Source organism: Aquihabitans sp. McL0605, from assembly GCF_049993875.1.
Lineage (GTDB): Bacteria > Actinomycetota > Acidimicrobiia > Acidimicrobiales > Iamiaceae > Aquihabitans.
On sequence record NZ_CP188252.1, the window covers coordinates 3,309,674 to 3,330,639 of the forward strand.

Annotated in this window: 20 protein-coding genes; 12 read left to right on the plus strand and 8 right to left on the minus strand. The window is 72.7% G+C overall.

Translation table 11 applies throughout. From position 1 onward, the window contains the following. The first annotated feature begins 331 nt into the window (after positions 1–331). Complete coding sequence (locus ACPPVX_RS15215) at positions 332–904, plus strand: winged helix-turn-helix domain-containing protein (protein ID WP_426571414.1); 573 nt, start codon at positions 332–334, stop codon at positions 902–904. Here the strand turns inward: ACPPVX_RS15215 and ACPPVX_RS15220 are convergent. Beyond that, on the minus strand, positions 901–2,178 hold the full coding sequence (locus tag ACPPVX_RS15220; protein ID WP_426571415.1) for an ATP-binding protein: 1,278 nt from the start codon (positions 2,176–2,178) through the stop codon (positions 901–903). The two genes, ACPPVX_RS15215 and ACPPVX_RS15220, sit on opposite strands and share 4 nt — an antisense overlap. A 28-nt stretch (positions 2,179–2,206) precedes the next feature. Continuing rightward, positions 2,207–2,932, minus strand: a complete 726-nt coding sequence (locus ACPPVX_RS15225; RefSeq protein ID WP_426571416.1) for a response regulator transcription factor — start codon at positions 2,930–2,932, stop codon at positions 2,207–2,209. 175 nt (positions 2,933–3,107) lie between these two features. Between ACPPVX_RS15225 and ACPPVX_RS15230 the strand changes: the two genes are divergently transcribed. The 5 genes from ACPPVX_RS15230 (at position 3,108) to ACPPVX_RS15250 (ending at position 7,974) form a co-directional block, all read left to right on the plus strand. Next, positions 3,108–4,295 carry a phosphodiester glycosidase family protein gene (locus tag ACPPVX_RS15230; RefSeq protein ID WP_426571417.1) on the plus strand — a complete coding sequence of 396 codons (1,188 nt, stop codon included), beginning with the start codon at positions 3,108–3,110 and terminating at the stop codon, positions 4,293–4,295. Between the two features lie 218 nt (positions 4,296–4,513). Continuing rightward, positions 4,514–5,272 (plus strand): hypothetical protein, encoded by a 759-nt coding sequence (locus ACPPVX_RS15235; RefSeq protein WP_426571418.1) that lies wholly within the window; start codon positions 4,514–4,516, stop codon positions 5,270–5,272. Beyond that, positions 5,269–6,102, plus strand: coding sequence for an alpha/beta hydrolase (locus tag ACPPVX_RS15240; RefSeq protein ID WP_426571419.1), 834 nt, complete (start codon positions 5,269–5,271; stop codon positions 6,100–6,102). Before ACPPVX_RS15235 ends, ACPPVX_RS15240 begins: the two co-directional genes overlap by 4 nt. A gap of 83 nt (positions 6,103–6,185) precedes the next feature. Next, the gene (locus tag ACPPVX_RS15245; RefSeq protein WP_426571420.1) at positions 6,186–7,142 is read left to right on the plus strand and encodes a decaprenyl-phosphate phosphoribosyltransferase; all 957 of its coding nucleotides are present in this window, start codon (positions 6,186–6,188) and stop codon (positions 7,140–7,142) included. A 211-nt stretch (positions 7,143–7,353) separates the two neighbouring features. Beyond that, positions 7,354–7,974, plus strand: coding sequence for a phosphatase PAP2 family protein (locus ACPPVX_RS15250; RefSeq protein WP_426571421.1), 621 nt, complete (start codon positions 7,354–7,356; stop codon positions 7,972–7,974). A gap of 16 nt (positions 7,975–7,990) precedes the next feature. Here the strand turns inward: ACPPVX_RS15250 and ACPPVX_RS15255 are convergent, their stop codons facing one another. Beyond that, the gene (locus ACPPVX_RS15255) at positions 7,991–8,437 is read right to left on the minus strand and encodes a hypothetical protein (protein ID WP_426571422.1); all 447 of its coding nucleotides are present in this window, start codon (positions 8,435–8,437) and stop codon (positions 7,991–7,993) included. A gap of 76 nt (positions 8,438–8,513) precedes the next feature. Between ACPPVX_RS15255 and ACPPVX_RS15260 the strand changes: the two genes are divergently transcribed. After that, positions 8,514–8,912 carry a carboxymuconolactone decarboxylase family protein gene (locus ACPPVX_RS15260; RefSeq protein WP_426571423.1) on the plus strand — a complete coding sequence of 133 codons (399 nt, stop codon included), beginning with the start codon at positions 8,514–8,516 and terminating at the stop codon, positions 8,910–8,912. Between the two features lie 2 nt (positions 8,913–8,914). Here the strand turns inward: ACPPVX_RS15260 and ACPPVX_RS15265 are convergent, their stop codons facing one another. From ACPPVX_RS15265 to ACPPVX_RS15275, 3 genes are read right to left on the minus strand one after another with little or no spacing between them, the layout of a single operon-like run. Further along, on the minus strand, positions 8,915–9,745 hold the full coding sequence (locus ACPPVX_RS15265; RefSeq protein ID WP_426571424.1) for a TauD/TfdA dioxygenase family protein: 831 nt from the start codon (positions 9,743–9,745) through the stop codon (positions 8,915–8,917). Between the two features lie 30 nt (positions 9,746–9,775). Next, positions 9,776–10,516, minus strand: a complete 741-nt coding sequence (locus ACPPVX_RS15270; protein ID WP_426571425.1) for an SDR family NAD(P)-dependent oxidoreductase — start codon at positions 10,514–10,516, stop codon at positions 9,776–9,778. Then, positions 10,513–11,292 (minus strand): SDR family NAD(P)-dependent oxidoreductase, encoded by a 780-nt coding sequence (locus ACPPVX_RS15275; RefSeq protein WP_426571426.1) that lies wholly within the window; start codon positions 11,290–11,292, stop codon positions 10,513–10,515. The genes ACPPVX_RS15270 and ACPPVX_RS15275 overlap by 4 nt, the downstream gene beginning before the upstream one ends. Before the next feature lie 55 nt (positions 11,293–11,347). On the opposite strand from ACPPVX_RS15275, the gene ACPPVX_RS15280 reads away from it, so the two are divergent. Continuing rightward, on the plus strand, positions 11,348–13,312 hold the full coding sequence (locus ACPPVX_RS15280) for an alpha-ketoacid dehydrogenase subunit alpha/beta (RefSeq protein WP_426571427.1): 1,965 nt from the start codon (positions 11,348–11,350) through the stop codon (positions 13,310–13,312). A 14-nt stretch (positions 13,313–13,326) separates the two neighbouring features. Here ACPPVX_RS15280 and ACPPVX_RS15285 read toward each other — a convergent pair whose 3' ends face one another. Continuing rightward, a complete protein-coding gene (locus ACPPVX_RS15285) occupies positions 13,327–14,478 on the minus strand; it encodes an acyl-CoA dehydrogenase family protein (protein ID WP_426571428.1) in 1,152 nt (383 codons plus the stop codon). Between the two features lie 49 nt (positions 14,479–14,527). Between ACPPVX_RS15285 and ACPPVX_RS15290 the strand changes: the two genes are divergently transcribed. The 4 genes from ACPPVX_RS15290 to ACPPVX_RS15305 are packed head-to-tail and all read left to right on the plus strand — an operon-like array spanning position 14,528 to position 19,300. Then, a complete protein-coding gene (locus tag ACPPVX_RS15290) occupies positions 14,528–16,135 on the plus strand; it encodes a flavin-containing monooxygenase (protein ID WP_426571429.1) in 1,608 nt (535 codons plus the stop codon). Continuing rightward, positions 16,132–17,796 carry a class I adenylate-forming enzyme family protein gene (locus tag ACPPVX_RS15295; protein ID WP_426571430.1) on the plus strand — a complete coding sequence of 555 codons (1,665 nt, stop codon included), beginning with the start codon at positions 16,132–16,134 and terminating at the stop codon, positions 17,794–17,796. Before ACPPVX_RS15290 ends, ACPPVX_RS15295 begins: the two co-directional genes overlap by 4 nt. Further along, the gene (locus ACPPVX_RS15300; RefSeq protein WP_426571431.1) at positions 17,793–18,983 is read left to right on the plus strand and encodes an FAS1-like dehydratase domain-containing protein; all 1,191 of its coding nucleotides are present in this window, start codon (positions 17,793–17,795) and stop codon (positions 18,981–18,983) included. Before ACPPVX_RS15295 ends, ACPPVX_RS15300 begins: the two co-directional genes overlap by 4 nt. Then, positions 18,980–19,300, plus strand: coding sequence for a putative quinol monooxygenase (locus ACPPVX_RS15305; protein WP_426571432.1), 321 nt, complete (start codon positions 18,980–18,982; stop codon positions 19,298–19,300). The genes ACPPVX_RS15300 and ACPPVX_RS15305 overlap by 4 nt, the downstream gene beginning before the upstream one ends. A 78-nt stretch (positions 19,301–19,378) precedes the next feature. Here the strand turns inward: ACPPVX_RS15305 and ACPPVX_RS15310 are convergent, their stop codons facing one another. Beyond that, positions 19,379–20,875: a DUF222 domain-containing protein gene (locus ACPPVX_RS15310; protein ID WP_426571433.1), complete on the minus strand. Its 1,497-nt coding sequence runs from the start codon at positions 20,873–20,875 to the stop codon at positions 19,379–19,381. Positions 20,876–20,966 lie beyond the last annotated feature (91 nt).

Consider the following 20,966-nt stretch of genomic DNA (forward strand, 5'->3'; position numbering starts at 1 on the left):
CTGCCGCCACGTCGCTCTCGTCCGATGCCGGTGCCCGGAGCGTCCGGCTCGACCGGGTCACGTCGGTCACCTCGAGCCGGACGAGCGCCCGATCGCGCCCGATCGTCCTGCTCCTGCTCGCCGCGCTCGTCCTCGCCGGCGCGGCCCGCAGGAGCAGCCGCATCCGCCGCCGCCCGGTCCTCGACCTCACCGTCCGCCCGCGCTCCCGCTCTCGTGGCCCCGATCCATCGAGAGCACCTCCTGTCCCTTCGAGCACCCATGCGGTCCGCCACCTGGCGTCCCGCTCGGAACTCGCCTGCGCCGTGCGCAGGCAGAAGCTCGGAGGCACCCCATGTTCGACACCACTTGCGTCGCAAGTGATCCCCTCAGCACCACGATGTCCTGGATCTCCACCCGGGGGGTCGAGACGCGCGGCTGGCCGGCTCGCGGTCACGGGTCGGCGGCCGACCCGACCGATCACCCGGTCCTCTACCTCGTCGACCAGGGCGCGGAACCACCCGCCTGCTCGCTGCTCGAGGACTGGATCCGGCTCCCGCTGGAGCTCGACGAGCTCATCGCTCGCACCGACCGGCTGATCGCCCGGTCGCGCCGCGCCGGCTCGGTGTTCACCCGCGTCGACGAGGACGACGTGCTGCGCGTGGGTGACGACATGGTCGTGCTCAGCCCGCTCGAGGCGCGGCTCCTCCGGCCCCTGATCGACTCGATGGGCATGCTCGTCACGCGCGACGAGCTGATCGAGGCGATCTGGCCCGAGGACGTGCCGGCCGATCCGCGGGCGCTCGACAACCGCACCAAGGCGGTGCGCCAGCGGATCGAGGGCCTGCCCCTGCGCATCCACACGGTGCGCGGCCGCGGCCTGCTCCTCGAGCGCCTGACCGAGGAGCAGGTGCCGGAAGCGGGCTAGGCGTGCTCCGGGAGGAGCAGCTGGAAGGTCGTGGACTCGTCGTGCGTGACGAGCAGGCGCCCGCCCTCGGCTTCGGCGAGCGACCGGGCGAGCGCCAGGCCGAGGCCGTGCCGCTCCGCCCCCGGCGGGCGCCGCGAGAACCAGGTGGTGGCGTCCGGGGGCGCCGTGCCGTGGTCGGCCACGGTGGCGACCAGGTGGTCGGCGTCGGCGCTGCCGATCTTCACGTCGATGGGACCAGCGCCGTGGCGCAGGGCGTTGTCGATCAGCACATCGAAGATCTCGTCGAGGACGGGCACGCTGACGCGGGCCGCTGGGCGTTGCATGGTGGTCACGTTCAACGGTCGGTGGAGGTCGGTGCTGGCCTGGCCCCACCGCGACCGGACCCGCGCACCGATCGCGTCGATCTCGACGGGTTCGTAGGTCCTCGGCAGGTCCCGGGCCACCGCCAGGAGGGTGGCGATGGTGGTCTCGAGGCGGTCGAGGTCGTGGAGCACGTCGCGGAGCACGACGGCGCCGTCGCGGCTGGGCACCGCCAGCTCCGACTCGATCGCCAGGCGCATGCTCGTGATCGGCGTGCGGAGCTGGTGCGACGCGTTCGACGAGAACGTCCGCTCGCGCTGCAGCCCGGCCTCGAGGCGGCTGGCCGTGTGGGCCAGCGCGTGCGAGGTCTCGTCGATCTCCTCCACGCCGCTCGTCCGCTCGCCGATCGTGAAGTCGCCGTCGCCCAGGCGCACCGCGTCGTCGCGGATGAGGCGGAGGGGACGGGCCAGGCGGGCCGACAAGATGGCGCCGACGATCACCGCCACCGCCACCGCAGCCAGGTCGACCACCAGCAGGAGCAGCAGGTCCCGCCGGGTCGCGGCCGCGGCCTCGGCCACGGGCTCGGCCACGCGGATGGTCGCCACGCGCTCGGCGTCGACGGTGATGGGCCGGGCCAGCACCCGCTCGTCGCCGACGGTGCCGTCCCTGGTGGTGACCCCCTTGGCGGCGGTGATGGGGTCGGCCACCGCCGGGCCCGTCCCCCCGATCAAGCGGCCATCGGGGCCGTAGACGCCGATGGTCACGCCCCGCTCCGCGTGCGACACCTCCACCTCCGCGTCGACGTCGCCGATGTTCGGCTCCAGGTTGGCGGCGGTCCGCTCGGCGGCCCGCTCCAGCTCGACGATCGCATCGGCCTGCTTGCGGTTGGCCAGCACCACGGCGAGCGGCAGGGTCAGGACCAGGCTGGCGAGGGCGACCACGCCCACGATCGCCGTGAGGATCCGGCGCCTCACCGAGCGGCGGTGGAGGGCGCGCCACCGCTCACGACGAGATCTCCCAGCGGTAGCCGACGCCGCGCAGCGAGGTGATGCGGCTGGGCTGGCCGGGGGCCTCGCCGAGGCGCCGGCGCAGCGAGGACATGTGCACGTCGAGCGTCTTCGTCGACCCGTACCAGTGCTCGTCCCACACGTTGGTCATGAGCGCCTCGCGCGTCACGGCCTCGCCCTTGTGCTTGAGGAGCTCGACGAGCAGGTCGAACTCCTTGGCGCGCATCTGCACCTCTACGCCGTCGAGGGTGGCCCGGCGGGCAGTGGGGTCAGCGGCGACGTTGCCGTCGGACAAGACCCGGAGCCCGCTGGTGGAAGGGGCGTGGCGGAGCTGGGCGCGCACCCGGGCGAGCAGCTCGGCGAGCCGGAACGGCTTGGTGATGAAGTCGGCGGCGCCGGCATCGAGGCCGACCACGACGTCCATCTCCTCGGTGCGGGCGGTGAGCATCAGGATCGGGAGCGCGGGCCACCGGCGGAAGTACTCGTGGGCCACGTCGAGGCCGTCGCCGTCGGGCAGCCCGAGGTCGAGCAGCACGAGGTCGGGAGGCGCGGCGATGGCGAGGGCCTCGGCCACCGAGCCGACCCGTTCGACCCCGTACCCCGCGTTCGCGAGGGCGCGCTCGAGGTTGGCACCGATGCCGGGATCGTCCTCCACGACGAGGAGGCGCTCACGGGCCTGGTCGCCGGCGGCGGCGGGGTTGTCGAGGGAAGCAGCGGACATGGGCTGAACCTACGGATGGCCCGGTAAGCCCGGCCCCCCGCTGAGGTAAGCGCACGGCAAAGTCGCCGGTCCGGCTGCCGCGATGAGGGGTTTTGCTCCGTTCTGACCGTCCGGCGATCAGCGCTTTGCCGTGCCCTTCGTACGTTCCGAGGAGACCGCTCCTGACTGGAACCCGATGACCGCCACCCTGGAACGCCCCGACGAGCTCGCCGGCCCCGAGCACCCCGGACCGCCGGCACGGCGCCGACGGTCCCGCCGCCGACGAGGGGCCATCGCGGCCGTGGTGATCCTGGTGCCGCTCGTCCTGGCCGGCTGGTCCTTCACCCGCGCCATGACCTATCCCGGCTCCGAATCGGCATCGGTGCGCTCGGTCGACTGGCTGCGGTCGCACGGCGGCGCGGGCATCGTCGATCGGGTGGAGATCTGGCACTACTCGCACCAGGAGCCGCCGACCAGCGGTGTCCCCACGGGGCCGCTCCCGCCGGTCCCCGATGCCGCCCAAGCGGCCCGCGCCGCGACCGACACCACCGGCGGCAACGTCCCCCTGGTCTTCCCCGCCGTCCGCCCGACGCTGCCCGGCGAGGCGGCCCTGACGCCCGGCCCGGTCGACGCCGCCGGCCGGACCGCCACCTACACCACCTGGTTCCGCCCCGACCCGAAGCACCCGACCGTGGTGGCCGGCGTGCTCTGGATGGACCGGGCGGCCACCCGCCTCCACCTGGTGGCCGGCACCAAGGAGCCGGGGCACGGACCGTGGCCGGGCCACGCGCAGATCCCGCCCTCGCAGCGCTCGCGCACGCTCGCCGCGTTCAACGCCGGCTTCTTGATGCGCGACAGCGGCGGCGGGTTCTACGAGGCCGGGCACACCTCGGGGAAGCTCACCGCCGGCGCCGCCTCGCTGGTGATCGACCGCAACGGGGTCGCCTCCCTCGGCGCATGGGGACGCGACGTCCGCATGGCTCCCGACACCGTCGCCGTGCGCCAGAACCTCCACCTGATCGTCGATGGCGGCCACGCGGTGAAGGGCCTGACCCACAACGCCGACCGGCTCTGGGGGTCGCGCCGCAGCCAGCTCCAGTACACGTGGCGCACCGGGGCGGGCATCGATCGCAACGGCAACCTCTTCTACCTGGCCGGCAACCACATGACCCTGGCGATGCTGGCCGACGCGCTGGCGGAGGCCGGCGCCGTGCGGGCGATGCCGCTCGACATCCACACGCCCCTCGCCACCGCGAACATCTTCAAGCTCGGCTCGGACGATCCGCGCACCGCCCCGGTGAAGCTGCTCCCGGCCATGTACCGCCCTGCTGATCGCTACCAGGCTCCCGACCAGCGCGACTTCTTCACGGTCACGATGCGATGACCCCACGGCGCCCGCCCCGGCCGGTGGCGGCCTGGTCGCTCGCGTCCCTGGTGCTGCTGCTCGCCGCCGTCGTGGCTATCGGTCTGGTGCGCCCGCTCACCACCTCACGGCGGGGACCGACCGGCGCCTCAGGTTCGCTGGTCCGCCTGGGTCGGCTTCCCAGCGATGGATCAGGCGGCCGCGCCCGGCCTCGGCACCAGCCCCCGCCGGGGTGGCCGGTGGCCCGCTGGTCGAGCGGCGATCGCCCCCTGATCGCGACGACCATCGTGCACCCCGAGGGCGACGCCACGTTCGCCGCGGCCGCGTGGCTGGCTCCCGCCGGGCTCCGGTTCACGCTGGTGCCGGGCACCCAGCAGCCAGGAGGGAGCTGGCACACCGTCGGCGAGATCCCTCCCGGCCAGCGGGCGTCGTTGGTCGCCGTGTTCAACTCGGGCTTCAAGTACATCGACATCGACGGCGGGTTCCGTGCCGAGGGGCGCACGCAGGTGCCGCTCGTGCCCGGCGAGGCCTCGTTCGTGATCCGGAGCAGCGGTGGGGCCGAGGTGGGGGCGTGGGGCGAGACCATCCGCGACCGGAACGACATCGTGGCCGTGCGCCAGAACCTGAAGCTGATCGTCGCCCACGGCGCGGCGGCCAAGGGCCTGCTCACCAACCACGACGGCTCCTGGGGGAGCAAGCACCACCAGGTGCAGTTCACGCCGCGCTCGGGCATCGGCGAGCTCCGCGACGGCTCGCTCGTCTACGTCGCCGGCCCCGACCTCGACCTCCAGCAGCTCGCCGACGCGTTCGTGGCCGTGCACGCCGTGACCGCGATGCAGCTCGACATCCACCCCAACATGACGGTGTTCCACCTGTTCGACGCGGGCAGCGGCACGACGGCCGGGCCGGCGCACGCCCTCCTCGACGTCATGACCGCGCCGCTCGACCGCTACCTCACCACCGACCGGCGCGACTTCATCGCCGTCAACGAGCGATGACCCGAGCGGGCTGCCGCCGCTCGCGGCCCGTGGCGGCGACGGCGTTGTCGTCGCTGCTGCTCGCGCTGGTGCTGGGCGGGTGCAGCTCGACCCCCGCGGAGGAGCCCACCGCCGGGCCCCGCCCGTCGATCGCCCGAGCCTGCGCGGGCGTAGCGAGGGGCACGGTCTCCACCCGTCACCTGACGAGCGCAGCGACCCGGCGACGCGAGCCGTACGTGATCTACCAGCCGCCCGGCACGACGACCGGAAGCCGGTTGCGCCTGCTGGTCCTCCTGCACGGCGCCAGCGCCGACGTCACGCAGTGGCTCGACGTCGGCGTCGCGTCGACCGCGGACTGCATGGGTGGGCGGGGCGAGGGCGACCGCACGCTGATCGTCCTCGTCGACGGGTCGGGCGTGGAGCACGACCGGCGCGGCGCGCCGGCGCCCACCGAGCGGCTGGTCGTCGACGAGATCCTCCCGGCGGTGCGCGCCAGGTACCCGCACCTCGAGGGCCGGGCCGGGACGGGGATCGGTGGCATCTCGTTGGGTGGGGGCTGGGCGTTCGAGATCGCCGCCCACCACCCCGACCTGTTCTCGGCGGTCGGCGGTCACAGCCCCACCGTGGCGCTGAGCGCAGCCGAGGTGGAGACCCTCGCCCGGCACGACGTCCGGGTGTGGATCGACGTGGGCACGAGCGACCCGCTTCGCCCTCGTGCCGACCGCGAGGCGGCCCAGCTCCGCGCCGCCCACGTGGCGACGATGACGGCGCACTGGGTCGGGGCCCACGACCGTCGGTACTGGAGCCAGCACGTGGCGGACTACCTGCGCTTCTACGACCGGGCGTGGTGACGGGGGCAAGGTTTGCCGCGCCCTCACCGTCCCCTGACCGTCTCGTCGGTGCCCCCTGACCAGGGAGTTCGTACGGTCCGACCATGACCTTGCTGACGAAGGACCCGCCGATCGGCACCACGGCCACCCGAGTCGGCGATCCCGTGGCCCCGCGGCTCGCCCACCCGCTGCTCACCGCGTGCCGGCCGCACCAGTGGGTGAAGAACCTGCTCGTGTACGCGGTCCCGTTCGCGGCCGGCCGCCTGATGGATCCGCGGACCTTCGTGCAGGCGTCGCTCGCCGCCGTGGTGTTCGTGCTCGCCTCGAGCGCCACCTACCTCCTCAACGATGCGGGCGACGCCGCCGCCGATCGCCTGCACCCGGTCAAGTGCCGGCGCCCCATCGCGTCGGGCCAGCTGCCGGTGCCACGGGCCCGACGGGCTGCGGCGCTGCTGTTGGCCGCGGCGATCGCCGCTGCGGTGGCGATGGGCCCGGGGATGGCGGCGATCATCGCCGCCTACCTCATCTCCACCACGGCGTACACCCGGTGGCTGAAGCACGTCCCGCTCGTCGACGCGGTGGTGGTGGCGGCCGGGTTCCTGCTGCGCACGGCGGCAGGAGGCGCGGCGACGGGCCTGGCGCTCTCTCCGCTGTTCCTCGTGGTGGCCTCGGCCGGGTCGCTGTTCATCGTGTTCGGCAAGCGGCTGGGCGAGGTCATCCTGCTCGGGCCGGCAGCCGGATCGCACCGCCGGGTGCTCGGCTGGTACACGCCCCAACGGTGCCGGGCGCTGCTGGCCGGGTCGCTCCTCACCACCGTCGCCGCCTTCACCGCCTGGGCGCTCGGCGCCTCGGAGCCGGGCGCTCCCTCTGCCCTGGCGACGGGCTCGGTCTCGGTGGCGTCGGTCGCCATCATCCCGTTCCTGGGTGCCGCCGCGCGCAGCTGGGAGCTGATCCGTGCCGGTCGGGGCGGCGATCCCCTGCGGCTCCTCACGACCGATCGCCTGCTGCCCCTCCTCGGCCTGGCCACGGTGGTGCTCGTCGGCGTCGCCATCTACGGATGACGCGACGGATCCGGGCGTCGGTTGACGTGGCGTTTACCCACCGGCCCGGTGCCGTTGACCGGCCCGTTCCTATGGTCGACCGGTGCTTGCGATCCGACCAGATGACCGCTGACGAGCCGGCCACCTGATGGTGGCCCGTGTCCGGGAACGGTCTCGTCCCAGCCCGGTCATCCCGGCCTTCGGCGCGGCGCGACTGGCGCGCCGGAGGTCGATGGTCGTCGTCGCGTGGCTGCTGGCGGTCGTCGTTCTCGCCTGGGGGGTCGGCGAGCGCCGGGCGCAGGGCGCGCTGGACCAGCGCGCCCTGCGCTTCGTCGTCCGCCAGCGCCGCGACGTCGTGGTCTCGCTGGCCCGCACCGTCTCGCACCTGGGTGACCCGCTCGTCCTGGTGGTGCTGGCGGTGATCGCCACGGCCTGGCTCGCCACCCGTCGGCCGCTCGTCGAGGCGCTGGCCCCGGCGGCGGCCCTCGTGGGCGCGTCGATCACCGAGTCGCTGCTCAAGGTCGTGGTGGGCCGGGACCGGCCGCCGGTCGCCCTGCACCTGCTCCACGAGACCGACGCGTCGTTCCCGTCGGGGCACACCACCGGCTCCGCCGCGCTGTTCCTCGCCTTCGCGCTGGTGGTCTCGTCATCGTGGCGCTCGCGGCGGGCGCGGGTGGCGCTGGTCGCCGCGGCCGGCGCCCTGGCCGCGGTGGTGGGCCTGTGCCGGATGGTGCTCGGGGTGCACTGGCTCACCGACGTGATCGCCGGCTGGTCGCTCGGCGCCGCGTTCGCCATCATCGCCGTCCAGGCTGCGCAGGAGATCGCGGCCTGGACGGCACCACCCGACCCGTGACGCGCGCCGCCGGCGCCTAGGCGGTGCGGGGACGGACGAGCGATCGACGCTCGGGCCACATCCCCAAGGACACGGCTCCGATGGCCATGCCGAAGGTGGCGGCCATGAAGACCGCCCCGAACCAGTCGTCCGGAACGAGCCTCGCCAGGACCGTGCCGGCGACGATCGCCCCGGCGACCAGCAAGAGCTCGTGCCGACGGCCCGGACCGTCCGGGAGCTCCGAGCCGTCGCGGCTGGTGCGGAGGAACGGGCGGAGCAGTTGGCGCGCCACCCAGCCCGCGCCGACCATCACGACCGCCGAGAGCGCGCCCAGGACGAGGCGGCCGACGAGATCGTCGGCCAGGTCGAAGACGACGAACACCGTGAGCGGTAGGCACACGACGACGAGCACGGCGAGGAGCCCCCGGCCGTCGGGCACCGCCGTCGCCGCGGCGCGCTCTGCCCCCTCGGTCGGCTCGGTCACGCGTCGGACTCTAGGAGCGGGCGCGGGCCCGGGCTGCGACGATGGCCACCTTCACCCGCCAGCCCAGGAGCACCCGATGGACGACCACGATGACCTGCAAGAAGCCCGGGCGCTGCGCCGCCGGATCGTCGGCGACGCCTACGTGAACGAGGCCACGTCGTCGACCGACCCGGTGGCGGTCGAGTTCCAGGACTACCTCACCCGCACGGCGTGGGGCGTCTGGACCCGCGAAGGCCCGCTCTCGCTGCGCGACCGCAGCCTGCTCGTGCTGGCCATGACCGCGGCGCTCGGGCGTATGGACGAGTTCGCCCTCCACCTGGCGGCCGCGCCGCGGGCCGGCGTGACCGACGCCGAGATCGATGAGTTCCTGTTCCAGCTCGTCGCCTACTGCGGCGCACCCGCGGGCGTGTCGGCCCGACGGGAGCTGGTCAGGGTGCGGGCGGCCCGAGACGCCGAGCCGCAGCCCGAGGGGTAGCGCTACTGCACCGCTTCCTTGCCGAACAGGGTGGTGCGGTGCATGTCGCGGGGCGAGGTGGCGTCGTAGGGCAGGGCCCGGTGCAGCACGCCGGTGTTGTCCCAGATCACCAGGTCGCCCACCTGCCAGGTGTGGCGGTACACGCGGTCGGGAGCGGTGGCGCGGGCGAGGAGGCCATCGAGAAGGGCCCGGCCCTCGTCGGCGTCCATGCCCTCGACGCTCTCGGTGGTGGAGCCCAGCACGAGCGACTTCCGGCCCGACAGGTGGGTCCAGGCGATGGGGTGCACCTTGGGGGGCCGGCGGTTCCACACCGCCACCTCCTCCTCGGTGGGGTTCGGGTTGAGCAGCCGCTGGGTGGCCGCGATCGTGTGCACGACCCGGATCGACGCGAAGCGCTCCTTGTCCTCGTCGGAGAGGTCGTCGTAGGCGGCGTAGGTGCTGGCGAACTCGGTCTCGCCGCCCTCGGTGGCCACGGCGCGGGCGGTGAGGAGGGTGGCCATGATCGGGATGTCCTCGGTCATGCCGTCGATGTGCCAGTCGAAGGTGCCCCGCAGGTAGGCGGCCGCCCGGTTCTTCTTCGGGTCGAGCGTCACCAGGAAGATCTCCGGGTGCTCGCCGGTGCCGAACACCTCGACCTTCCCGAGCCGCTTGCTGAACGCCACCTGGGCGGCGTCGTCGAGGTGGAGGCCCCGGAAGACCAGGACGCCGTGGGCGTCGAGCGCCTCCAGGGTCCACGCCGCCAGGTCCTCGTCGTTGGCGACGGCGTCAGCGGTGACGCCGTGGACCTCGGCGCCGACCGTCGGCGAGAGCTTCTCGAGGGTGATCGTGGACATGAGCGGTTCCTTCCGGGCAGGGGAGTGCGATCAGGGGGCCGAGTAGCCGCCGTCGACGACCAGGGCGGTGCCGGTCGTCCAGCCGGACGCGGGCCCGGCGAGGTAGTCGTACGCGCCGACGAGGTCGGCGACCGCCCCGAGCCCGAGCGGGTGCTTGGCGGCGATCGAGTCGAGGGCGGCCGGCGGGAGCTCGGCGTGGATGGCCGACTCGAACGTGCCGGGGCAGACGCAGTTGACCCGGATCCCGTCGCGGGCGTACTCGACCGCGGCCACCTTGCCGAGCTGGATCACGGCCGCCTTGGTGGCGCAGTAGGGCGCGGCGTGGGACCAGGCGGTGAGGCCCGAGACCGACGCCGTCAGCACGATCGTGCCCGCCTGCTGCGCCCGCATCACCGGAACGGTGGCCTTGATGCCGTTGACCGCGCCCAGCACGTTGACGCGGAACGCCCGCTCCCAATCCTCGGTCTGCAGGTTGTGGATGCGGCCGTTGGGGGAGAGGATCCCGGCGTTGCTGATGAGGGCGTCGACGCCTCCGAACCGCTCGACGGCTCGGGCGATGACGGCCTCGACCTGGTCGAAGTCGCCGACGTCGGCCACCAGCGCCTCGACGGAGCCGCCGCCCGAGGGCAGGCCGGCGAGGGTGGCGTCGAGCGCCGCCTGGCTCACGTCGCTGAGCACCAGGTCGGTCTGGGGGTCGGCAGCGAAGTGGGCGGCGAGCGCGCCACCGAGCGACCCGCCGGCGCCGTTGATCACCATCGTGCGCCGGGTCATGCGAGCAGGTACCCCCCGTCGACGTTGAGCACCGCGCCGGTGACGAAGGCCGACGCGTCGGAGGCGAGGAACTGGTAGGCGCCGGCCAGGTCGGTGGCGTCGCCCCACCGCTGCTGCGCGGTGTGGCCGAGGATGGCGGCCGACAGCTTGGGGCTGTTCTTCCAGCCGTCCATCAGCGGCGAGTCGAACCAGCCGGGGGCGACCACGTTGACGGTGATGCCCTGCGGCGCGAGGTCGAGGGCGAGGCTCTTGGCCATGCCGACGAGCCCGGCCTTCGAGGCGCTGTAGGCGGACAGGCCCTTGCCGGGCCGCTCGCCCAGCACCGAGCCGGTGAAGATGAGGCGCCCGCCCGGCTCCATCACGCGAGCGGCGGCGCGGGCCCCGAGGAACCCGGCGGTGAGGTTGACCTCGAGCACCTGGCGCCAGACCGACGGCTCGGTGCGGTCGGGCCCGGCGACGACGGGGGAGATGCCGGCGTTGGCGATCCAGACGTCGACGCCGCCCCACTCGGCGACCGATGCGTCGGCCACCTGCTCGTTGAAGTCGTCGTCGGCCACGTCGCCGGCGCACACCAGCGAGGGGCCGGGCAGCTCGGCGGCCACGGTCTTCAGGTCGGCCTCGGTGCGCGAGACCAGCGTGACGAGCGCACCGGCCTGCGAGAACCCGTGGGCCAGCAGACGGCCGAGGCCGCGGCTGGCGCCGGTGAGGACCACGCGCTTGCCCTGCACGTTGCCGCCCTGCGGCATGAGGGGCGGGATCTCGATCTGGTGGCTCATCGTTCCTCCCGTCCGTGTCCGGCCAACCTTGTACCGACCGGTACACTAGTTCTTCATGGCCTCCGATGACGACCTGCTCGAGATGCACCGGCGGATGCTGGTGATCCGCGGCTTCGAGAAGCGCGTCGCCGTGCTCTACCGGGGCAACGAGGTGCCGGGGTTCGTCCACCTGTCGGTGGGGCAGGAGGCGGCGGCGGTCGGCGCGTGCTGGCCGCTCGGTCCGAGCGACGTGATCACGTCGACCCACCGGGGCCACGGCCACTGCCTGGCCAAGGGCCTCGACCCGCTCGGGATGTTCGCCGAGCTGATGGGCAAGGCCACCGGGACCAACCGCGGCCGGGGCGGCTCGATGCACATCGCCGATCCGAACCTCGGGATCTTCGGCGCCAACGGGATCGTCGCCGCGGGCCTCCCCATCGCCGTCGGCGCCGCCACCGCCGCCCAGCTCCGCCACGACGGCAGCGTGGCGGTGGCGTTCTTCGGCGACGGCGCCGTCGCCCAGGGCGCGTTCCACGAGGCGGTCAACCTCGCTGCGGTGTGGCACCTGCCGGCGGTGTTCTTCTGCGAGAACAACGGCTACGCCGAGTTCTCCGCGTCGTCGGACCAGCACGCGGCGCCGCTCAAGAAGCGGGCCAAGGGCTACGGCGTCGGCTACGTGGCGGTCGACGGGAACGACGTGGTCGCCACCGCCGATGCCATGGCGGAGGTGGTCGACGCCATGCGCGCCGGCGGCGGACCGGTGATCGTCGAGGCGGCCACCTACCGCTGGCACGGCCACTACGAGGGCGACCCTCAGCACTACCGCACCACCGAGGAGCGCGCCGAGGGCGAGGCGGGCGACCCGCTGCTCGTCCACGCCGCCAAGCTGCGGAAGGCGGGGATCGAAGACGACGTGATCGACGCGCTCGCCGCCGCGGTGGCGCGCGAGCTCGACGAGGCGGTCGATGCGGCGCGCCAGCAGGCCGACCCGCCGGCGAGCTCCCTGTTCGACTTCGTGGCCCGGCCCCGACCGGAGATCCCCGAGCCCGCCGCCCTGCCGGCCGACGCGCCCGTCTTCCGCACGATGGACGCCGTCCACCACGCGCTCGAGGCCGAGCTGGCCACCGACGAGCGGGTCTTCGTGGCCGGCATCGACGTCGGCGCCGGCGGCAACGTGTTCGCCCTCACCCGCGGCCTGCACGAGCGGTTCGGCGACCGCCTCCGCGACACGCCCATCTCCGAGACCGCGGTCATGGGGGTCGGCGTGGGGGCGGCGATGGCGGGGATGCGGCCGGTCGTCGAGCTCATGTACCTCGACTTCGTGGGCGTCTGCCTCGACCAGCTGATGAACCAGGCGGCCAAGATGCCGTTCATGACCGGCGGCGCTGCCCAGATGGGCCTCACCGTGCGGACCCAGTTCGGCGCCGGGCGCTCCTCGGGGAGCCAGCACTCCCAGAGCCTCGAGGTGCTGCTCGCCCACATCCCCGGCCTGACCGTCGTGATGCCCTCGACGCCCGCCGACACCTACGGCCTGCTGCGCGCCGCCATCCAGGACCCGAACCCGGTGATCTTCATCGAGAACCGCCTGCTCTACGGGATGAAGGGCCCGCAGCCGCCGGAGGACCACCTCGTCCCGATCGGTCGTTCCAAGGTGGTGCGCGCCGGCACCGACGTCACGGTCGTGTCCGTCTCCCGCATGGTCCACGAGGCGCTGGCGGCGGCCGACGCCCTGGCGGAGGAGGGGATCTCGGTGGAGGTGATCGACCTGCGCACGGTGGCGCCCCTCGACATGGAGCCGATCCTGGCCTCGGTCGCCAAGACCAGCCGGCTGCTCATCGCCCACGAGGCCGCGGTCCCGTTCGGCATCGGCGCCGAGATCGCGGCCGTCGTCGCTCGCGAGGCGTTCTGGGACCTCGACGCCCCGATCGAGCGGATCGGCACCGCCGCCACCCCCGCCCCCTACGCGCCGGGGCTGGAGCAGGCCTGGCTGCCCGACCGAGACGACATCGCGGCGCGGATCCGGAGCCTCAACGAGGTCTGATCAACGAGGTGTGATCAACGAGGTGTGAGGGTGCGGGCGATGACGAGGTGCTGGATCTCGTTGGTGCCCTCGCCGATCTCCAGGACCTTGGCGTCGCAGTAGAAGCGGGCGACGGGCGACTCGAGCATGTAGCCCAGGCCGCCGTGGATCTGCACCGCCTCCGACGCCGCCGCCACCGCCAGGCGGCTGGCCTTGAGCTTGGCCATCGACGCCTCCTTGAGGAACGGCTGGCCCGCGTCGCGCAGGGAGGCGGCGCGGTACGTGAGCCAGCGGGCCGCCTCCAGCTCCGTGGCGATGTCGGCCAGCTTGAACTGGATGGCCTGGAAGTCGGCCAGCTTCTGGCCGAACTGCACGCGCTCGTGGGCGTAGGCGGTGGCCAGGTCGAGCACGGCCTGGGTGAGGCTGAGCGAGAGGGCGGCGATGGAGATGCGGCCCACCTCGAGCGTGCCCAGGAACTGGGCCATGCCCATCTCGGGGTCGCCGATGAGCTGGTCGTCGGGGACCCACACGTCGTCGAAGAACAGCTCGCGGGTGTCGAGGCCGCGCCAGCCGATGCCGCGCATCTTCGGGCCCATCGTGTAGCCGGGGGTGTCCTTGGCCACCACGAAGCTGCCGTACTGCGGGCGGCCGCCCTCGGGGCTGGGCGTGCGGGCGAGGAGGGTGACGCCGAAGGACATGTCGGTCCCGGCGTTGGAGATGAACGTCTTGGCGCCGTTGATGAGCCACCCCCCGTCGAGCCGCTCGGCCCGGGTGCGGATCCCGCGCGCGTCGGAGCCGGCGTCGGGCTCGGTGAGGCCGAACGCGCCGAGGGCGCGGCCCTCGGCGAGCGGCCGCAGCCAGCGGTCGCGCTGGGCGTCGTCGCCGAACAGCAGCAGCGGCAGCGAGCCGATGGTGACGTGGGCCTGCCACGCGGCGGCCACGGACTGGTCGGCCAGGCCGAGCTGCTCCATGGCGGCGACGAAGCCCACGGTGGTCATGCCGATGCCGCCCCACTCCTCGGGGACGAGCATCCCGAGCAGGCCGAGCTGGCCCATCTCCCGCAGCAGATCGGTGGGGCAGACGGCGTCCTCCCAGGCCTGCGGGGCCCGGGGGGCGATCTCGTTCTGGGCGAAGTCGCGGCAGAGCCCGACGAGGTCGCGCTCCGTCTCGGTCAGCGAGAAGTCCATGACTTATACTAACCGGTCGGTACAATTTTGTGTCCAGACGAGGAACCCGATGGCAGCTCCAGATCCCGCACCCGATGTCGACGTCCTGGTCGTCGGGACCGGCGTCACCGGCATCTACCAGCTGTACACGGCACGCGAGGCGGGGTTCTCGGTGGAGGCGGTCGAGGCCGGCGCCGGGGTGGGCGGCACCTGGTACTGGAACCGCTACCCAGGGGCCCGGTTCGACTCCGAGAGCTACACCTACGCGTACCTGTTCTCGAAGGAGCTCTTCGACGACTGGACGTGGCAGGAGCACTTCGCCGAGCAGCCCGAGACCGAGCGCTACCTGAACCACGTCGTCGACCGGTTCGACCTCCGGCGTCACATCCGCTTCAACGCCAAGGTCACGTCCGCCACCTGGGACGAGGAGGCGCGGGTCTGGGTGGTCGCCCTCAGCGACGGCGCCGTCCGGCGGGCACGGTTCCTGGTGGCCGCCACCGGCGTGCTGTCGGTGCCGTTCTTCCCGGCGGTGCCCGGCCGCGAGGACTTCGGCGGCGAGTCGTTCCACACCGGCCGCTGGCCCAGCACGCCGGTCGACCTGGCCGGCAAGCGGGTCGCGGTCATCGGCACCGGCTCCAGCGGCGTGCAGGTGATCCCGGTCATCGCGGACGAGGTGGCCTCGCTGACCGTGTACCAGCGCAGCGCCAACTGGTGCACGCCCCTCAACAACTCGCCCATCAGCGACCACGAGCAGGCGCAGCTGCGGGCCGACTTCGAGGAGATCCGAGAGATCCTCAACACCTCGATCGCCGGGTTCCTCCACGAGCCCCACGACCGCGGCGCGTTCGACGACTCCGACGAGGAGCGCCAGGCGTTCTTCGAGACCATGTGGCGCAGCCCCGGCTTCTCCAAGCTGTCGAGCAACTACCTCGACCTGCTCTTCAACGAGGCGGCCAACCAGGCGTGGTGCGACTTCATCGCCGCCAAGGTCCGCGCCACCGTCGACGACCCCGAGACGGCCGCCAAGCTCATCCCGTCGGACCACCGGTTCGGGGAGAAGCGGCCGCCGTTCGTCACCGGGTACTACGAGACCTACAACAAACCCAACGTCTCGCTCGTCGACCTGAAGGCCACGCCGATCCTGCGGGTCACCGAGACCGGGATCGAGACGGCCGACGGGGAGGTCGAGCTGGATGTCATCATCTGGGCGACGGGGTTCGACTTCGGCACGGGGGCGCTGAACCGCATGGGGATCCGCGGCCGCGACGGCCTGGCGCTCGAGGACCACTGGGCCGACGGCCCCACGACGTTCCTGGGCATCCAGACCACCCGCTTCCCGAACCTCTTCTTCCCAGGCGGCCCGCACGCCGCCGCGGGCAACAACCCTCGCTACAACGGCGACCAGGTCGACTTCGTCACCGACGCGCTGGTCCACGTGCGCGACCACGGCTTCGACACCATCGAGGTCGAGCTCGACGCCGAGGAGCGCTGGACGGCGATGGTCGACAAGGGCGCGGAGACGGCGCCGTTCGGCGAGGCCAGCTACTTCTTCGGCACCAACATCCCGGGCAAGCCGCGCAAGTACCTCCTCAACTCGGGTGGGCGGCCCAAGCTGTTCAAGGAGATCGCGCGGGTCCACGACACCGACTACCGGGCGTTCCGGCTCTCCCGCTCATGACGACGTTCCGCGGGCCGGCCGTCGATGGCCTCGCCGGTGTCGGCGCGCTCACCCTCGGCGGCGTCCTCGAGGAGGTGGCCGACCGGTTCGCCGGCAACGACGCCATCGTGTTCGACGATCCGCTCCGCGGTGGGGAGACCGTCCGCTGGACCCACGCCCAGCTGCGCACCGAGGTCCGCGCCATCGCCAAGGCGCTCATCGCGGCGGGCGTCGAGCCGGGCGACTTCGTCGGCATCGTGATGGGCAACCGGCCCGAGGCGCTGGCGTCGATCTTCGCAGCGGCGATGGCGGGGGCGGTGGCCGTGCCGCTGTCGACCTTCGCGCCGCGGCCCGAGCTGGCCGCCATGCTGCAGATCGCCGGGGTCTCGGTGGTGCTGACCCAGACGCAGCTGCTGGCGCGCCGCTTCGGCGACGACGTCGAGGCCCTGCGGCCCGAGCTGCCCGCCCTGCGCACCGTCGCCGTGCTGGGCGACGGCTCGTGGGACCGGTTCCTCGCCGGCGGCGGGGCGGTCACCGACCAGCAGCTCGACGCGCTCATCGAGGCCGCCGACCCGGAGGATCCTGCGCTCGTCATCTTCAGCTCCGGCACCACCAGCGCGCCCAAGGGGATGCTGCACGCCAACCGGGCGCCGAGCCGCCAGCTGTGGGTGCAGGCCCAGATCTTCGGCCGCCACGAGCAGACCCGGATGTGGACGGCCCTGCCCCTGTTCTGGACGGCCGGCTTCAACACCGCGGTCGGCGCCACCCTGGCGGCGGGCGGGTGCTGGGTGGCCCAGGAGACGTTCGAGCCGGGTGAGGCGCTGGCCCTGCTGGCGCGGGAGCGGGTCACCGAGCCGTACTCCCTGCCGCACCAGACCGGCGCGCTCGAGGAGCACCCCGACTGGGCCACCACCGACCTGTCGTCGCTCACCTGCGTGTACGGGAAGTCGGCGTTCGCCCGGCACCCCACCGTGACGGGCGATCCCGGCTGGCTGATGCCCGTGGGCTACGGCATGTCCGAGACCTGCGCGTTCGTGTTCACCCACTGGTCGAGCGCCACGCGGGAAGCCACCCGCCGGTCCATGGGCAAGCTGCTGCCGGGCAACGAGCTGCGCGTGATCGACCCCGACGACGGCACGCCGCTCGGCGTCGACGAGGTCGGCGAGCTCATCGTGCGCGGCCCCACCCTGATGCTCGGCTACCTCGGCCGCGACCCCGCCGACTGCTTCGATGCCGACGGCTACTTCCACACCGGCGACGCCGGCCACGTCGATGCGATCGGCGAGGTGCACTTCGGCGGCCGGCGCACCGAGATGATCAAGACCGGCGGGGCCAACGTCTCGCCCGCCGAGCTCGAGGTGGCGCTGCGCGCCTGCGCCCCGGTGAAGCTCAGCCGGATCGTCGGCGTCGACGACCCCCGGCTCGACCAGATCGTGGTCGCCTGCATCGTCCTCAAGGACGGCGCCGACGCCACCGAAGCCGACATCCGCACCTTCCTCAAGGAGCGGGTGTCGTCGTACAAGGTCCCCAAGCGGGTCCTGTTCTTCGCCGACGGCGAGATCCCCATGACGGCGAGCGAGACGAAGGTCCGCGACGATGCCCTCGTGCGCCTCGTCCACGAGCGCCTCGTCCGCCAGCCCGTCGCCGATCCGATCGACACCCAGATACCGGAGCCCACATGACCGATGAGCAGACCCTCGACACCTCCGACCTCGACCGGCACATGGGCGTGCCGATGGAGCCGGGCGAGCTCAAGGAGCCGGTGGCGCTCAACGACATCCGTCGCTGGGTCCAGGCCATGCACTACCCGAACCCGCTGCACTACGACGAGCGGTGGGCGGCCGAGAGCCACTTCGGTTCGATCGTGGCCCCGCAGTCGCTGACCGTCGCCACCGACACCAGCCACGGCTGCTCGCCGGCGCAGGTGGGCAAGATCCCCAACAGCCACCTGATCTTCGGCGGCGACGACTGGTGGTTCTTCGGCCCCCGCATCTGGCCCGGCGACCACATGGTCTGCCACCGGATGCCGTACGACTACAAGGTGAGCGACACGAAGTTCGCCGGCCCCACCTGCTTCCAGCGCGGCGACACGCTGTACATCAACCAGCGCGGCGAGCGCGTCGCCCTGCAGCGCTCGACGGCCATCCGCTACCAGGTCAAGCAGGCCGCGGAGAAGAAGCTGTTCGCCGAGCCCACGGACCCCGAGTGGACCGACGAGCAGCTGGCCGAGCTCGATGAGACCAAGCAGCTGTTCATCGAGCAGATCCAGACGCTCCACCACGACCCGCGCTACTTCGAGTCGGTGAAGGTCGGCGACGAGCTCGCCCCCAACGTGCTCGGACCGCACAGCCTGGCCAGCTTCACCACCGAGTGGCGGGCCTACCCGATGACCACGTGGGGGGCCACCGCCAAGGGGCCCACCACCGTGCGCGCCGAGGAGTTGGGCTACACCAAGGAGATGGCGGGCTTCGAAGGCGACCGCCGCATGGAGCGCACCAACCCCGAGCTCACCGACGGCGCCTACTACGGCCCGTCGCGCGGCCACCTGCAGCCCCGCTGGGCCCAGCACGTCGGCATGCCCCGCGGCTACGGATACGGCGCGTCGATGGGTGCGTGGGTCATCGACTACGTGGCGGCGTGGGCAGGGGAGTGGGGGCTGATCACGCACTCGTCGGCCCAGTACCGCAACCCCGCCTTCACCGGCGATGCCACGTTCATCAGCGGCGAGGTCATCGACACCGTGGTGCTGCGCAAGCGCAAGCACCGGGTGATGGTGGCCGTCGAGCTGCGCAACCAGGACGACGCCGTGATGGCGAAGGCCAAGGTCGAGGTCGAGCTGCCCAGCGAAGCCACCAGGAGCGCATCGTGATCGTCATCGTCGTCAAGCAACCGGTGCGCGCCAAGTACGCCGACGAGTTCAACACCCTGGTGAAGGACTTCACCGAGGCCACCCGCGCCGAGCCCGGCAACGTCTCGTTCGACTGGTACCGCAGCCCCGAGGACCCGAACCTCTGGGTCGGCGTCGAGGTGTTCCTCGATGCCGACGCCGGCAAGGCGCACGTGGAGTCGGAGCACTTCGCCAAGGCCATGGCCGACATGCCGCGCTGGCTCGCGGCCGTGCCCGAGATCATCCACTGCGACGGCACCAGCATCGGCTGGGGCCTCGCCGGCGAAGCCTCCGGCTGAACCGGGACGCGCCTTCGACCCTGCCAGCTCGCGCTGGCGGGGTTCGGCTTGGTCCGGGTGACGTCGGTCCTGTGCGGGTCAGGTCTCAGCCGCTGGCGGCGGTGGCGGCCGCTCGTCGCCGGGTCGCTCGGCCTGCTGGCGCCGGTGCTCCCGGTCGTGCTGCTCTCGCCGGGTGAGGAAGCGGGGCTCGGCGGTGCGACGGGGTGGTCGGGGTGGCGGTGCGGGCCCGACGGGTGGCTGGCGCTGGTCGGGGTCGATCTTGTGGCCGCGCCGGACCATCTCGACGTGGGAGCCGTCGGGCTTGACCAGGTGGAGGTGGCCGTCGGTGTGGCGCCAGAGGGTCCAGCCGCCCTCGTGGACGAGGTGGTGGTGGTGCGAGCAGAGGGTGGCGAGGTTGGCGAGCAGCGTGGGGCCACCGTCTTCGTAGGGGGTGAGGTGGTGGGCCTCGCACCAGTCGAACGGCGCCGAGCAGCCGGGGAACACACAGCCGCCATCTCGCTCCCGGAGCGCCTTGCGCTGACGCGCGGTGGCGTCTCGAAGCAGGTCGGTGATGCCGACCGTCTCGATCGTGCCGTCCTCGGTCATCCGGTGGAGCAGCGTGGTGACCCGGGCGGTGCACAGCAGCCGCTCGGCGGTGGTGCGGCTGACGGGTGTGCCGTCGTCGAGGTGGCAGCGCCGGGTGGCGAGATCGTCGATGTCCTCGACGGGCTCGCCCCTCAGCGTGCGCTCGTCGAGGTGGACCGACACCGAGGGCCGGGGGTCTCCGTGCTTGGTCTGGTTGGGGACGGCGCCGCGCAGGGCGAGCTCGACGAGGGCATCGATGCGGCGACGGGCCATCGTCACGCCGTCGCCGTTCCAGTAGGTGCCGTCGTGGAACTTGCGGTCGATGACGCCGCCGATGGCCTCGGCGAGCTGGGTGCCGGAGGCGGCATCGAGATCGAGGTCCCCGACCCAGCGGCCGTCGAGGGTCATCGAGAGGTGCAGCTCGTTGTCGGCCAGCGGATCGGCCGAGTCGCCATCGTCGGGGTGCTCGCCGGCGCGCTCTCGCTCCTCGGCGGCGCGGGTGGCTTCGGCGAGGGCCGCCCAGCGCCGCAGGAACAGCTGGGCGTGGGCGACGGTGAGGTGCTCGACCGTGGCGACGAGGTACGCCTCGTGCTCGGCGAACAGGTCCGCGAACTCCTCCCGGGCTCGCAGCAGCGCCAGGACCTTGGCGGTCCCGAGCTTCCCGCTCCGGTAGGACGGCTCGATCACCGGGCAGGCCCGCAGCGCGCGAGCGGTGGCGACGATCCCAGCCGCACGCGCCGCTGACAGCTCGGTCCGGGCGGCCACCCAGCCCCCGCCGGAGCGAGCGCCATCGCCCGCCCACAGGGTGTTCGCATCGAACGCGCCGACCCACGCCGCCAGCTCCGCGTCGACCAGCCCCGAGAGCGCCACGAGCGCCAGCACCACCTGCCGGACCGTCTCGTCGGGGCAGTCCGCCGGAGAGGCGCCGTCGACCACGTCGGCCAGCTCGCGCAGCAACGAGGCCAACGGCGATGGCGGTGGGCCGTCGGCGGAGTCACGAGGTGGGGTCATGCCTCCACGGTAGATCGAACGTACGTTCGATGCAATCACATGTCCGACATTGCCCTGAAAGAACCCGAAAATGTCCGATTCGGCGGGGAGG